Raw genomic sequence first — 13,857 nt, 5'->3', positions numbered from 1 at the left:
ACAGCAATCTGTAACATTTGATTCACTCACTGTGGAGACCCTCGTTCATCGGAGAACACGAATGTCAGCAACGACGCCGACGCCCGCAACCAATGCCCCGACCCCCAAGCGCTCGTTGCGCACGTGGGAAGTCACCGCAATCTCGGTCGGCTTCATGGGCCCCGTCATGGCCATGTCCCTCAACGGCATCGGCGTAGCCGGACTCGTCGGGGCACAAGTCCCCTTTACCTTCCTCGTCTCGTTCATCGGCACGATGCTCGTGGCCTACGGCTTCATCCGTCTCACCAGCTATATCACCCACGCAGGTTCCGTCTACGCCCTCGCCGGTTCAACGCTCGGCCCCCGCGCCGGCTTCTTTGGTGGCTTCGCACTGCTCGGCACCTACGTCTTCTTCGCCGCCTGTATCGCCGGTGCCTGCTCGGTGTTCTTCGAGGCGATGATGCAGGAACTCGGAGTCGAACTCCCCGGCCAAATGTGGCTACTCATCCCGCTCCTCGTTGGCGCCGCCGCCCTCGCCCTCAACCTGCGCGAATCAAAGGTCACCGCGCGCACGCTACTCGGCATCGGATTCGTCGGTATTGCCGCGATGCTCATCCTCGCCGTGGTCATCATCGTTCGCGTGGCGAGTGGCGACGCCCCCGTGTCGACCGGCATTGACCTGTCGGTGCTTACCCCGGGCGACGTGCCGATCACCGCCATCATGACGGCTTCGGTGTTTGCCTTCCTCTCGTGGGCTGGCTTCGAATCGGGCACGGCGCTTGGCGAAGAGGCCGAGAACCCGAAGCGGGTCGTACCGCGAGCGCTCTTCTTGGCGGTGCTCGTCGGTGGTCTCGTCTACGTGTTCGTCATGTTCGCGCAGACCCTCGGGTTCGGCACGGATGAGGCTGGTGTCAATGCCTTCGCCTCGGCGGCCTCGACGCTCACCGCACTATCGTCGACCTATATCGGCCCGTGGTTCGCCGTCGTCATTTCGGTGATCGCCTTCTTCGTCGCCTTCGCTTCTTTCCTGAGCTCGACCGCTGCGGCCTCGCGCCTGCTCTTCGCACTCGCCCGCGACGGCTTCGGCCCGGCCGGGTTCGCGAAGCAAAACCCAAAGACCGCCGTGCCGACGACCACGGTGATCTTCTCGGACGTACTCACGGTGCTCATGACCGTGGTGCTCGGTGCGTTCGGGGCAACCAGCGTGGATGCGTACTACTGGTACGCCACGCTCGGCACCCTCTGCATGGTGGTCGCCTACGGCATGACCTCAGTTGGTGTGATCGCCTACACGTTCAAGCAGGGTTCGCGCATCCCGAAGTGGGAGGCGATCCTGCCGGTGCTCGGCCTCGGCTACCTCGTATTTGTCTACGTCATCCAGGTCACCGGCCAAGAGCCGCCGTACTCGTACTTCCCCTGGGGTGCTGGCCTGTGGTGCCTCATCGGCCTGATCATCGTGCTGGCTCGTCCTGGCCTCGCGAAGCGCATTGGCGAGCGGCTCACCCTGCACGACCCGCTCACCGAAGATGCGCCAATCGCCGATTCGGGCGAAACCGACGCCTCGATCGCTTCGAGCCGCAACTAGCTCGGCATCGCCAACGCTCAGCCGCACCGCAAAGGATTCAGACATGACCGAACAGACCCCCAACCTCGACGAACTCATCTTCGTCGCCACCTCAGATATCGCCGCGCGTACCAAGGGCCGCTCGATGCGCCTGGCTGATTTCAAGGAGGACACCTCGCTCGGCTGGGTGCCCGCAAACCTCGGCATCGGCCCCCTCGGCCACATCGTCGACGACATCCCCTACGGCTCGAGCGGTGACCTCCGGCTCAAGCCCGACCACTCCTCGCTCGCGCGCATCGACGGCATCCCCGGCAAGCCTGCGTTTACCATTGCGTTCGCCGACCTCGTCGAGACCGACGGCACGCCCTGGGATGCGTGCCCGCGCACTTTTCTGCGGAACGCCATCAACGAGCTCGAGAGCGAATTCGGGCTGCGCAGCCGCGCCACCTTCGAACACGAGTTCATTGACGTCTCGGAAACCGGTGAAGCGCACCCCTTTGCCCTCTCAGAGTTCCGCCGCCTTGAGCCGATCGGCACCGAGCTCATGACTACGCTGAGCCGCGCCGGCCTTGAACCCGAAACCTGGCTCCCCGAATACGGTCGCCACCAATTCGAGGTCACCGTCAAGCCCTCTGATCCACTCACCGCTGGTGACCGCGCCGTACTCGTGCGTGAAATCGTCTACGACATGTTCGCCGCGCACGGCCGCGAGGCCTCGTTCGCGCCGGTGGTCGCGCCAGGCGCTGCCGGGAATGGCGTGCACGTGCACTTCGGTCTCGATGCGTTCGACGGCACCTCGAAGATCTACGACGCCGACCGTCCGGGCCGCCTAAGTGAACTCGCGGGCAAGTTTGCCGCCGGCATCGTGAAGTACGCTCCCTCGTTCACCGCGCTCTTTGCCCCGCTCGTGACGAGCTACCAGCGTCTCGCCCCGCACAATTGGTCGACGGCCCGTGCCTTCCTCGGCCTGCAGAACCGCGAGGCGCTCCTGCGCATCTGCCCGACCAACGAGATCGACGGCCGCGACCCCGCACCGCAGCTGCACTTTGAATTCCGTGCGAGCGACATCGGCGCCAACCCGTGGTTGCTCCTCGGCCTCCTCTATCGTGCCGGGATGCAGGGCTTGCGGGAAGACCTCGACCCCGCCGAGGTGATCATCGGTGAACTCGACCTTGAGGGCGCGCACGGCAACCTGCCGATGTTGCCGACTGGACTCGACAAGGCACTTGATGCGCTCCTCGCCGACGAAGTCGTGAGCAGCTGGTTCCCCGAGGCATTCTTGAAGACCTTCGAGGCCGTCAAGCGTGATGAGTTCGTGTACGTGCAGGGCCGCACCCTGGCCGAACAGTGTGAGGTGTACTCGCGTGTCTACTAATCGGGTCGATCTCTCGCAGCTCGAGCTATTCGACCACCACTGCCACGGTGTCGTCGCCCGCGATCTTGATCGTGCCGAGTTCGAGGAGCTCATCAGCGAGTCATCGCGACCGGCCACGGCTGGCACGACACGCTTCGACTCCCAAGTGGGCTTCGGCATCCGCCGCCACTGCGCGCCGCTGCTCGATCTCGAGCCATTCGCCGAACCAGATGCCTATCTTGCCCGTCGCCGGGAACTCGGATTTGACGAAGTCAACCGACGTCTCATGCGTGCGACCGGTATCGGTACCTACGGCATCGAATCGGGGCACGCACCCGGCACGATCACCGAGGTTGCCGAAACAGCGGAGGTCGCCGCTGCCGCAGTGCACGAGATCGTACGCCTCGAGCGGCTTGCCGAAGAGGTTGCCACGAGGATGCACGCCGCTGGCGAACCGGCCAGCGGTTTCGCCGAAGCCATTCGCGCTGAAATCGACACCCGACTCGAGTCCGCGATCGGCGTAAAGTCGATCGCCGCCTACCGTTGCGGTCTCGACTTCGACCCGACGCGACCTTCGCCGGTTGAGCTGCAGGATGCTGTCGAGACTTGGTTCGCCGGGTTCGACGGTTCGTGGCCACGCCTCGCGAACCCCGCGATCATTCGGATGCTGCTGTGGCACGCGATCGACCGCTGCGCGGCCATTCAGTTGCATATTGGGTACGGCGATGACGATGTCGATCTGCACCGTTGCAACCCGCTGCTTCTCACGCGTCTTCTGCGAGCAAGTGTTGATTCCGGTGCCCGGTTCATGCTGCTGCATTGCTATCCCTTCCATCGCGAAGCGGGCTATCTCGCCGATGTGTTCCCGCACGTCTACTTCGATGTCGGACTCGCGATCAACTACACGGGCTCACGCTCTGAAGCAGTCATTGCGGAGTCGCTCGAACTCGCACCGTTCGGCAAGATCCTGTTCTCTACTGACGCGTTTGGGGCAGCCGAGCTCTATACCCTCGGCACTCTGCTGTTTCGTCGAGGCCTCAGTGCCGCGCTCGACAGGTTCATCGAGCTCGACGACTGGCCGGTGGCCGAGGCCTCGCGAGTTGCCGACCTCATCGGCCACCGCAATGCACGCCGCGCTTACCGGCTCGACTAGCCACGGGGTTCTCCCCGGGAAGGATTGCTCATGAGTGACTCCACGCTCACCCATCACGACCTCAGTACACTCGCGCGGCAGTGGCACGAGGCTCTCGTGGCCGAAGGCGAGTTTGCGCGTGCGTTTCGCCGCGAACTGCACGCTACTCCTCGGGTCTCGGGCGATGAAGCCGATACCCGCGATCGCTTTGCGCAAGCCACGGGTCTCACGGTGCGCCATGTAGCCGACACCGGTGGCATTGGTCGACTCGGTCCCGCATCGGGCCCAGCCATCGCCATTCGTGGCGAATTGGATGCGCTCCCGGTCGTCGAAGCGACCGGCGTCGAATTCGCGTCGACCACCGGCAATATGCATGCCTGCGGTCACGATGTGCACCTGGCAGCGCTCGCCGCACTCGTACGTGCGGCGTCGACTCTCGAGCTGCCCTATGCGCTGATCCCGGTCCTTCAGCCTCGCGAAGAGGCATACCCCTCGGGCGCCCTCGATATTCAGCGCAGTGGCGTGCTTGCCGATGAAGGTGTCGTGCACGCGATCGGTGCCCACGTGCATCCTCGTGTTCCCCGCGGCAGCGTGGCTACCGGCGCCGGTGCCGTCAACGCCGCCGCCGGCGAACTCGAGGTCATCGTGACGGGCAAAGGTGGCCACGGTGCCTACCCCCACCACGCGAGCGATGTGGTCGCGGCGCTGTCGAGCATCGCGCTCGGGCTTCCCGAGGTCGTGCGTCGCACGGTGGATCCGCTGGCGCCGGCGCTCCTCAGTGTCGGTCGGCTCATTGCCGATAGCGGAGCGGCCAACGTCCTGCCTGCCGAGGGCCGCTTGCTCGCTACGGTGCGGACGACCGGCATCGGCGACGCACAGCGCATCGCGGATGCAGTTGCTCGCTTCGCCGAGGGCCAGGCCGCGTCGTACGGGGTGACCGCGACGACGAGGCACACCGAGGGTGAGCCGGTGCTCGCCAACGATGCGGCACTGAGTCAGGCAATTGATCGATTGTTGCCCGGATTCGGGTTAGTTCCGGCCGAGCCGATGCGTTCGCTCGGCGCCGACGATTTCTCGTTCTTTAGCGAGGAGTTTCCCTCGGTGATGTGCTTTGTCGGTGTCGGTGATGCGGACGACCTCATGGCCGGTCCGTCACTGCACGACTCGACTTTCCTCCCCGACGAAGATGCCGTGCTGCGAGTGGCCAACACCATGCTCGCGGGCTACCTGGCAGCAGTCGAAAGCATCCGCGCTCGAGAGCAGTGAGTGTGCATCATTGTCGCGAGCTCATCAGCGTCGCCTAGTAGCGCTCGGGGCCATCAATACGGCGCCGCAGCGGATCGACCGTGCTCAACCGCTCGACCGAGGCATCGCCGAGCGCGCGCTCCACGCCATCACAGACGACTTCAACGACGGCGAGAAGCGGCACGGCCGTATCAGTTGGCCCAGCCGCTTCAACGTGTGCGGTCAGGACCACATCGGCACTCCCGGCAATCGGCGAAAGCCAGCGGTCCGTGAACAGGATGATTTCGGCACCCGCGGCCTTTGCCGCCTCGGCGATGCGTTGCATCCTCAACTGGTAACGACGCACGTCGAAGACGCACCAGACGTCGCCGGCACGAATGTCGGCGATCGCGGCGGCAGCAAGCACTCCGGCATTTGGCAGTGCGCTGACGTTCGGACGCACAGGAGCCAATTGCAGCAGGAGGTGATCGGCTGCGATCTGCGAGTAGTCGCCGCCCATGGTGACGATTCGGCGCCTCGGGCTTGCGAGCAGTTTCACGGCCTGCACGAGCTCGGTAGGCGAAAGCGCCGAAAGAGTGGCGGCAACACCCTCGGTGAGCACTGCCCGCTCGTCGCCGCGGGCGCGACTGGCCTGCGACAGCGCCGAAGCCTCACGGGCGCCAAGCTCGCCACGCAACATGTCTTGGAACTCGCGGAACGAATCGAAGCCGAGCGATTTCACGAAGCGCACCACCGTGGGCCCGCTCACTCCAGCCAACTCTGCGAGAGTCGCGACCGTATCGAGACCCGCAGCCGGATAGTCCGCCAGCAATGCTCGAGCCACGCGCCGCTCAGACGGTGTAAGCCGCGCGTCACCCGAGGTGAGAAGTTCACCAATGCCGGGTCGAGTCGCGGGATCTGCCATGTCTCCCATCCTGCCATCTGCGCATGGTCGCGGTCTTCGGGCCGCTATGTCCGCACCGCAGCTTTCCACCTGGTCAACTAAGGAGTTCGTTCATGACTACTTCACCCACGCACCTCCCCCTCGCCGAATCCGAGCGCGCCGTCGAGCTCGCCGCCTACGACCGTGACAGTGATGTCATTGCCGGTGTCGAACAGCTGCGATTCTTCCCGCTGGCGGTCTGCGGAGGCCGAGATTCCCGGTTGATCGCCGCCTCCGGTCGCGAGCTCATCGACTTTTCGGCGAGTTGGACGGCATCGGGCACTGGCCACGCGCATCCCGATGTCGTTGCTGCCGTGAGTGATGCGATCGCCGACCAAGCGGGGGCGTCGGTGCTGTCGTCAGCGACCTCCGCTTCAACTCAACTTGCCGAACAGCTCCTTGACCTGGTGCCTACGCGCGGCGATGACCGCCGCGCGTACCTTGGCCTCGCCGGCACCGACGCGAACGATGTCGCGGTGCGGGCGATGCGGCACGCGACAGGACGCCACCGCATCCTCTCGTTTACCGGCAGCTATCACGGCGGACTCGGGCTCTCGCAGCAGGTGTCTGGCATCGGCATCGAGCCCGGCACCGACGCGCCCGAAGCGACGCTACTCCCCTATCCGACCACCGAAACCAAGCTTACTGATGTGCTCACTCGGGTGGCGGTTGAACTCGCGCGTGGAGACGTCGCAGGGATCCTTGTCGAGGCTGTCCAGTGCGACGGCGGGGTGCTTGTGCCGCCAAACGGATTCATCTCAGGATTGCGCGAGGCCTGCGACGAACACGGCGCCCTGCTCGTGCTCGACGAGGTCAAGGCAGGCCTCGGCCGCACCGGCGTGCGCTTCGCCTATGAACAAGACAATGTGCTCCCCGACGTGGTCACGCTCGGAAAGGCACTCGGTGGCGGCTTGCCGGTCTCGGCAGTGGTCGCCGATGTGTCGCTTCTCGGCGAGCCTGTGGCCTCAGCCCTCCTCACTGCGGCCGGCAACCCTGTGTCGTGCGCGGCGGCAAGCGCCGCGATCCAGGTGCTCACCAACGAGACGACGCTCGCCAATGTAGCTGCCCGTGGCGCAGAGTTCCGAGAACTCGTGGCCGGCTATCGCGCGAGCGATCGCATCGGCGCATCCCATTTGGCGCAATGCCGCGGCCGAGGACTCTTGCACGGACTCGAACTCGTCGACCGCGATGGCAACCCCGACGATACCCTAGCTGCCATGGCAATTTACCGCGCTTGGGAACTTGGATGCGTGCTCTACGTCGTGCGCGGCAACGTGCTCGAGTGCACGCCACCGCTTACGATTTCGGCGGCCGATCTGCACCTCGGTACCGAGCGCATCCTGCAGGCAATTGATGATGCAGTAGCGGGGCTCGTGCCGCCCGAAGCGCTCGAGGCGTTCTCCGGCTGGTAGCTCGGCGCGAGTTGTCTCGGAGTGCCAAGTCGTTGCCTCGGCTGGCTTGGATGCGCAGTGCCCCTCGATAGGCCTCCGCACGCCGAAGGATACTGGCGGCAGGACGCGCACGAGCGCGACAACAAGGAGGTTGACATGCCTGATCGCACGCACACTCATGGCAAGCGGGTTTCCCGCATTACCCAAGCCCAGCATCCCCTCGACATGCTCACCCCCGACGAGATTTCGGCGGGTCGCAGCATCCTCGAGGCCGCCGGCAAGCTCACCGAGACGAGCCTTTTCCCGACCGTCCTGCCGGTCGAACCACCGAAGGACGACGTCCGCGCCTTCACCGGTGGCGACTTTGACCGCCGCATCCTGTTCGTCGTGCTCGAGCCCGACACTGGCGTAAGCACCGAATACACCGTGTCGCTCGGCACCGGCGCCATCGTCGATGAGCGCAAGGTCGCATCTGATGTGCACCCCTACGGCCAGCCGCCGTACACCTGGACCGAGTTCATGAAGGCTGAAGAGCTCGTCAAGAAGAGCGAGAAGTGGCAGGCCGCCATGCGAGGCCGCGGGTTCACGCAGGAGCAGATCGACCTCGCCTACATCGGCCCGCTCGCGCCCGGCTTCTTCGACTACGAAGAAGAGGTCGGCCAGCGCATGATCCGCTCGATCACCTTCCTGCGTGACCACGCCAACGACAGCCAGTGGGCGCATCCGGTTGAGGGCCTGCTCACGACGCTCAATCTCACGACCGGCGAGGTCGTTTCGATTCTGGATGAACCGGGCATCGAAACTGCGTCCGTCTCGGGCGCCTACGACCGCGAGACCATCGGTGAGGTGCGCGACGACCTCATGCCGCTCGACATCACCCAGCCGCAGGGTCCGAGCTTCCACGTCGATGGCAGCGAGGTGACCTGGCAGCGCTGGAAGATGCGCATCGGGTTCAACCAGCGCGAGGGGCTCGTGCTCAACCAGGTGAGCTTCCGCGACGGCGACGAAGACCGCCCGATTCTCTACCGCGGCTCGGTGCCCGAGATGGTCGTGCCCTATGGCGACACGAGCATCAACCGCTACTGGATCAGCTACTTCGACGCGGGCGAATACCACCTCGGCAAGAACGCAAACAGCCTTGCGCTCGGTTGCGATTGCCTCGGCGTCATTCACTACTTCGACGCGACGGTTGCGAACGACGACGGCACGCCGCTGACGATTCCGCAGGCCGTCTGCATGCATGAAGAGGACTACGGCGTGCTCTGGAAGCACACCGAACTCGGCTTCAAGCCCGATGTGCGCCGTCAGCGCCGACTCGTGGTGTCGTACTTCGCGACCATCGGCAACTACGACTACGGCTTCTACTGGTACTTCTACCTCGACGGCACCATTGAGGTCGAGGCGAAGGCCACCGGCATCGTCTACAACGGCTCGGGCGTGCCCGGCCAGATTGAGGCGCACCGCAACGAGATCGCTCCCGGACTCTATGCGCCCTACCACCAGCACATTTTCTGCGCGCGTCTCGACGTTGAGATCGACGGTGCGAACAACGCGGTTGACGAAGTGGATGCGGTTCGCATCCCGATGGGCGAGCAGAACCCCTACGGCAACGCGTTCACGCTCAGCCGCACGCGTCTCACCGAAGAGGGCGGCCGGGATGCGAAGGCTGAAGTGGGTCGCACCTGGCACGTCGTGTCGAAGGGCCGCAAGAACTACGTCGGCACGCCCACGAGCTACCAGCTCGTGCCACAGAACACGCCGTCGCTGCTCGCTGACCCCGAGGCGTTTGTGTCGAAGCGCGCCGCATTTGCGACGAAGACGACCTGGGTGACGAAGTTCAACGCGGGCGAATACTGGCCGGCTGGCGACTACCCGAACCAGCACGCTGGCGGGGCGGGTCTGCCGAGCTATGTCAACGGTGAAGATGTTGACGGTGGCGACATTGTCGTCTGGCACTCGTTTGGCCCGACGCACTTCCCACGGCTTGAGGACTGGCCGATCATGCCGGTCGACCGCTACCACTTCGAGTTCAAGCCGTACGGCTTCTTCGACCGCAACCCCGCGCTCGATGTACCGGAGGTTTCAGAGATGGGCGGCTCATGCTGCGCGAGCGACGCGGAGGAGTCGTCGTGCTGCGGCAGCGGTGAGCCGCGCCCCGCGGGTAACGACGATGCCGTGCCGGCCGAGGGTGGATGCGGTGAAGGGTGCACCTGCGACCACGGCCGCGACGACGAGGTGCCGTTCTTTGGGGAGAAACCCAAGGCGTAGACGCTGATTGGCGGGGGCGGATGCTGCGGCATCCGCCCCCGTTGGCGTTTCCGGGGAGGGGGCACCTGCGCGGAAGTGCCGATTCGGGCATCACGATGCGCCCAGCGGCATCATCGACCGTGAAATGGCACTTCCGCGCAGAAGTGACCGGGGCGGAGAGGGCGTTTGCGGGGTGGGCGCGTTGCGCGATCTGCGCTTTTCGGGTCGATGATCCACCCAGCAGCCTCCTCCGCCCAAAAAACGCAGATCGCGCAACAGCAAAACGGGGTTCCCCGCAGGGAACCCCGTTTCACCAGCCAGGCAGCTAGTCGTGCGACCCGTGTCCAACCTGTGCGAAGCGCTCCGGCGTGCGCAGTCGCATCCGCTGTGCCCACAGAAGTCCGAGGAACAGCGGCAAGATGAGCAACGTCGGGAAGAACCAGGTGAGCCAGGTGCTGAAGGTCTCGCCGTTCTCATCCACCTGCCCGAGCAGCAGGTTGAAGTACATGAGCATGAGCACAAACAGCACGATGAGCGCGACTGCGGCAATGGCCGGGGCAATCAACCGACTCCACACCCCCACACCACGGTGGTTACGCCAGAAGTAGCCGATCACGGCAACTGCGACGATCGCCATGAGGAAGGTGAGGCCAGCCGCCCCCGATGAGGTGAGCCAGGTGAACATGGTGAGCACCGGGTAGAGCGGCGTGATTTCGGCGGGCCAGCCGGCGGTCATGGCCGACTCCGCGAGGATGAACACGAAGAGCACCACAATGCCGAGCACCGATTGCGTCACCGATCCGGCCCAGGGCGCACCGTGCAGCGCGCGCTGCGCCCCCAACCATCCGGGCAAAACTCCCTCGCGGCCAAGCGTCGAGAAGTAGCGCGCCACGGCGTTGTGGAAGCTGAGGAGCGCCGCGAAGATACTCGTCACGAACATCACGTTCGCGATGTCGGCGAAGATCGTGCCGGCGTGCTCTGCGAGCACCCCGAAGACGAGGCCGGGGCCCTGCGTCGCGGCGACCTCAACGACCTGGCTCGGGCCCACAGCAACGGTCATCGCCCAGGCCGATAGACCGTAGAAGATACCGCCGACGGCGATAGCGAGCATCGTCGCGCGGCCGATCGTGCGCTTCGGGTCTTTCGCTTCGCGCGAGTAGATGGCCGCTGATTCGAAGCCCATGAAGGCGGCGACACCGAACGAGAAGGCGACACCGACGCCGGGGCCAAAGAGGTCGGCCGGCAACAAGCCACGAGCCGAAACACCCTCGGGCTGGGCAATGATCGCAACGATGTCGAACACGAGCACCACGAGGAATTCGAGCGCCACCACGATGCCGAGCACCTTCGCCGAAAGGTCGATGCGGTTCACCCCGAGCAGACCCACGATGGCGATGCCGAACATGCTCCACACCCACCACGGGGTTTCCCAGCCGAACACCGAGGCGAACAGGTCGGCGACCGAGAAGCCGAAGATCGCGTTGATGCCGATCTGCATGAGGTTGTAGGCGACAAGCGCGACCATCGAGGCACCGATGCCGAGCGAGCGGTTGAGCCCCTGCGCCACATAGGCGTAGAACGCGCCCGCGTTGTCAATGAAGCGGCTCATTGCTGCGTACCCGAACGCGAAGATGATGAACACCGCCACGAGGATGAAGAACGAGAGCGGCACGCCGAGGTTGCCCGAGACCGCGAAGCTCGTGGTGAAGCCGCCGCCGACGGCGGTGAGCGGCGCCGAGGCCGCGATGATCATGAGCGCGATCGAGATGACGCCGAGCTTGCGGCGCGGATCGTGCGTGGTCGCCGAGGCGTCGGCGACCGGAGTCGATGAGGCCATGAGCACACTCCTTTGTGTGAGGGGCCGGAGGGATTATTGATCCCAGTTTGCGACTCAGGCGGCCCGCGCGGTTGACCACTGCGGCAGTGGTTTTGCCTGGGCGCGCGTGGCCAGCCCGCGCCGCACTTCACTAGGGGACTCGCCATAGGCAGCTTTGAATGACCGGCTGAAATGGGCCGCATCCTTGAAACCCCAGCGGGTGCCGATTGCGGCAATTGAAAGTTCGGATGCGTTGGCGTCAAGCAGGTCTTGATAGCACCGTTCGAGACGTCGGTGGCGCAGGTAGGAGGTGACCGTTTCGCCCTGTTCGCTGAAGAGGCAGTGCAGGTGCCGCACCGAAATGAACACCCGCTCGGCGATGCGCGATGGGGTGAGGGTCGAGTCACCGAGTTCGGCGTCGATGGCTTCGCAGGCCCGCTCGAAGAGTTCGCGGCGCGGGCCGACCTGCCGTTCGCTTGACTCGAGGTGGGTGGCGAGCAGCGTGCTGAGCAGGTCAACTGCGTTCCGCGCGAGCGTCGCGCCAGCGGGGCCGCGCAACTCCGCGAAGTGCTCGCCGAGTGAGGCGAGGTAGGGCGATACGACCCGGCCGAGCCCCTCACCCGCGGCGAAGCGCACCGCGGTCATCTGCTCGGTCGCTCGTGACGAGAGCCGCATCCGATCGTGCGGAAGTTGCACGACGAGGAGGCGGTAGGGCTCACTGAAGTCGAGCCGGTAGGGGCGGGATGCGTCGTAGATCGTGAGGTCGCCGACGCTGAGTTGCACGGTGCGTCCGGCCTGGTGCACGGTACCGGAGCCGGCCAATTGCAAGCTCACCTTGTAGTAGTGGCCCGGTTGGCGGTCGATGAGCGCGGCAGTGCGCTCGGCACTGTGTGGTGCGCCGCACACTTCAGTGAAGGTGACGCCGTGCACCTCGACTTGCGAGATGGCACCTAGAAACGACTGAGGATGCTTCGCTCGAATCTCGAGCGGCACGAACGATTCGTCGACGGCGGACTGAAATTCGTCAAGAGTGAGCATGGTGACGGCCCTTCGTTCGAGTCGGCCGCGAGGGCCGCGCTGGCTGAGATGGGACAATGAGGGGACGGCGGCGAGTGTTCGCGCCGGGGTAGCGAAGGAGTGGTGCGGAGTGCCGAAGATCGTCGACCACGACGCGCGCCGGGCCGAGATCGTGCGCGCGACCTGGCGCATCATTGCGCGGCATGGCTTCGAGAGTGCGACGATGCGCGAGATCGCGGCCGAGGCGGGCTATGCGAATGGGGCGCTCAAGCCGTACTTCGCGACGAAGAACGATCTCTTGCGCGCGACGTACCAGTTTGTGTTCGAGCAGACGAATGATCGCGCTTCGGCCGCGCACGACGATGAGTCTGGGTTGGATGCGCTGACGCGCTTTTGTCGCGAGGTGCTGCCCCTCGACGCCACGCGTATCGACGAGGCTCGCGTGGTGGTGGCGTTCTGGGGTGCGGCCGAGAACATCCCGGCGGCACAGGATCAGCACATCACCTCGATGGGGATGTGGCGCGAGTGGCTGATCGATTGGTTGACGCAGATTGATCCGAGCCGTGACCAGACGGCAGCCGCCGATGTGCTGCTGCAATTCCTGCTCGGGGCGCAGATTACTGCGGCGCTGAATCCGAATCGCGCGACTGCCGAAGGCTACGAAGCTCAACTTGCCACCTTGCTCGAGGGGCTCGTGGGCGTGCGTCCCTCCGACTGAACTCGCGCGCGGCGACGTAGTGCGAAGGCGGCCGAATAGGCGATCACGATCTCGATCACGATGAGGCCAAGCATTTGTGCGGTCATGCCGCCGTCATCGCTCGGAGCCAGCGCGGGCATTGGTGCCGCCGCCCCGTGGACGTGCGTTGCGGAGCCGAGCGCCCCGGGCATCCCAACAATGAGGCCAAGGTGGAGCACCGCCATGACCGCCGCCATGATGACGATCATGCGCAGGCCGCGGCCGCTCGGCCGGGCGAGCAGGTCGACGACGCACCACGAGCAGACGAGGGTCATGGCGATCATGACCGCCGCGAGCACTTCGCCGTGGGGATGCGCGAGCAAGATCCACACGTGCGCGGCGATGCCTGCGAGCGCAGGTAGCGCGACCCAGCGGCCGCCGCTCAGCGGCAGCCAGGCGACCGTCGCTGTACGCCGAAACCCGGCATCGATTGCAGACATGCACGCACCTCCCG

11 protein-coding genes are annotated in these 13,857 nt (G+C 65.1%); 7 read left to right on the top strand and 4 right to left on the bottom strand.

Translation table 11 applies throughout. The features are described from left to right. Window positions 1-61 precede the first annotated feature (61 nt). The 4 genes from EG850_RS02320 to EG850_RS02305 are packed head-to-tail and all read left to right on the top strand — an operon-like array spanning window position 62 to window position 5,295. Entirely contained in the window at window positions 62-1,564 is a 1,503-nt protein-coding gene (locus EG850_RS02320) for an APC family permease (RefSeq protein WP_124969444.1), read from the top strand. Between the two features lie 43 nt (window positions 1,565-1,607). Then, window positions 1,608-2,918, top strand: a complete 1,311-nt coding sequence (locus EG850_RS02315) for a type I glutamate--ammonia ligase (RefSeq protein ID WP_124969442.1) — start codon at window positions 1,608-1,610, stop codon at window positions 2,916-2,918. After that, window positions 2,908-4,050, top strand: a complete 1,143-nt coding sequence (locus tag EG850_RS02310) for an amidohydrolase family protein (RefSeq protein ID WP_124969440.1) — start codon at window positions 2,908-2,910, stop codon at window positions 4,048-4,050. The genes EG850_RS02315 and EG850_RS02310 overlap by 11 nt, the downstream gene beginning before the upstream one ends. 30 nt (window positions 4,051-4,080) lie before the next feature. Further along, complete coding sequence (locus EG850_RS02305; RefSeq protein ID WP_124969438.1) at window positions 4,081-5,295, top strand: M20 metallopeptidase family protein; 1,215 nt, start codon at window positions 4,081-4,083, stop codon at window positions 5,293-5,295. A 34-nt stretch (window positions 5,296-5,329) separates the two neighbouring features. Here the strand turns inward: EG850_RS02305 and EG850_RS02300 are convergent, their stop codons facing one another. Then, the gene (locus tag EG850_RS02300) at window positions 5,330-6,178 is read right to left on the bottom strand and encodes a MurR/RpiR family transcriptional regulator (RefSeq protein ID WP_124969436.1); all 849 of its coding nucleotides are present in this window, start codon (window positions 6,176-6,178) and stop codon (window positions 5,330-5,332) included. A 92-nt stretch (window positions 6,179-6,270) separates the two neighbouring features. On the opposite strand from EG850_RS02300, the gene EG850_RS02295 reads away from it, so the two are divergent. Both EG850_RS02295 and EG850_RS02290 read left to right on the top strand, forming a co-directional pair. Then, the gene (locus tag EG850_RS02295; protein ID WP_124969434.1) at window positions 6,271-7,608 is read left to right on the top strand and encodes a class-III pyridoxal-phosphate-dependent aminotransferase; all 1,338 of its coding nucleotides are present in this window, start codon (window positions 6,271-6,273) and stop codon (window positions 7,606-7,608) included. A gap of 135 nt (window positions 7,609-7,743) precedes the next feature. Further along, window positions 7,744-9,855 (top strand): primary-amine oxidase, encoded by a 2,112-nt coding sequence (locus tag EG850_RS02290; protein WP_124969432.1) that lies wholly within the window; start codon window positions 7,744-7,746, stop codon window positions 9,853-9,855. A gap of 304 nt (window positions 9,856-10,159) precedes the next feature. Here EG850_RS02290 and EG850_RS02285 read toward each other — a convergent pair whose 3' ends face one another. Both EG850_RS02285 and EG850_RS02280 read right to left on the bottom strand, forming a co-directional pair. Then, on the bottom strand, window positions 10,160-11,671 hold the full coding sequence (locus tag EG850_RS02285; RefSeq protein WP_124969430.1) for an APC family permease: 1,512 nt from the start codon (window positions 11,669-11,671) through the stop codon (window positions 10,160-10,162). A 54-nt stretch (window positions 11,672-11,725) separates the two neighbouring features. After that, a complete protein-coding gene (locus EG850_RS02280; protein WP_185714910.1) occupies window positions 11,726-12,688 on the bottom strand; it encodes an AraC-like ligand-binding domain-containing protein in 963 nt (320 codons plus the stop codon). 109 nt (window positions 12,689-12,797) lie between these two features. Between EG850_RS02280 and EG850_RS02275 the strand changes: the two genes are divergently transcribed. Continuing rightward, window positions 12,798-13,385: a TetR/AcrR family transcriptional regulator gene (locus tag EG850_RS02275; protein ID WP_235829177.1), complete on the top strand. Its 588-nt coding sequence runs from the start codon at window positions 12,798-12,800 to the stop codon at window positions 13,383-13,385. Here the strand turns inward: EG850_RS02275 and EG850_RS02270 are convergent. After that, window positions 13,334-13,843, bottom strand: coding sequence for a hypothetical protein (locus EG850_RS02270; RefSeq protein WP_124969424.1), 510 nt, complete (start codon window positions 13,841-13,843; stop codon window positions 13,334-13,336). The two genes, EG850_RS02275 and EG850_RS02270, sit on opposite strands and share 52 nt — an antisense overlap. Window positions 13,844-13,857 lie beyond the last annotated feature (14 nt).

The organism is Gulosibacter macacae, from assembly GCF_003865375.1.
Classification (GTDB): Bacteria; Actinomycetota; Actinomycetes; order Actinomycetales; family Microbacteriaceae; genus Gulosibacter; species Gulosibacter macacae.
The sequence above is the reverse complement of the archived record's forward strand: the minus strand, read 5'-3'. Positions and strand labels throughout refer to the sequence as shown.

Coding starts and splice junctions, on each gene's coding strand:
- EG850_RS02320 (WP_124969444.1), top strand. CDS start 62: ATGTCAGCAACGACGCCGACGCCCGCAACCAATGCCCCGACCCCCAAG.
- EG850_RS02315 (WP_124969442.1), top strand. CDS start 1,608: ATGACCGAACAGACCCCCAACCTCGACGAACTCATCTTCGTCGCCACC.
- EG850_RS02305 (WP_124969438.1), top strand. CDS start 4,081: ATGAGTGACTCCACGCTCACCCATCACGACCTCAGTACACTCGCGCGG.
- EG850_RS02300 (WP_124969436.1), bottom strand. CDS start 6,178: ATGGCAGATCCCGCGACTCGACCCGGCATTGGTGAACTTCTCACCTCG.
- EG850_RS02295 (WP_124969434.1), top strand. CDS start 6,271: ATGACTACTTCACCCACGCACCTCCCCCTCGCCGAATCCGAGCGCGCC.
- EG850_RS02290 (WP_124969432.1), top strand. CDS start 7,744: ATGCCTGATCGCACGCACACTCATGGCAAGCGGGTTTCCCGCATTACC.
- EG850_RS02285 (WP_124969430.1), bottom strand. CDS start 11,671: ATGGCCTCATCGACTCCGGTCGCCGACGCCTCGGCGACCACGCACGAT.
- EG850_RS02280 (WP_185714910.1), bottom strand. CDS start 12,688: ATGCTCACTCTTGACGAATTTCAGTCCGCCGTCGACGAATCGTTCGTG.
- EG850_RS02270 (WP_124969424.1), bottom strand. CDS start 13,843: ATGTCTGCAATCGATGCCGGGTTTCGGCGTACAGCGACGGTCGCCTGG.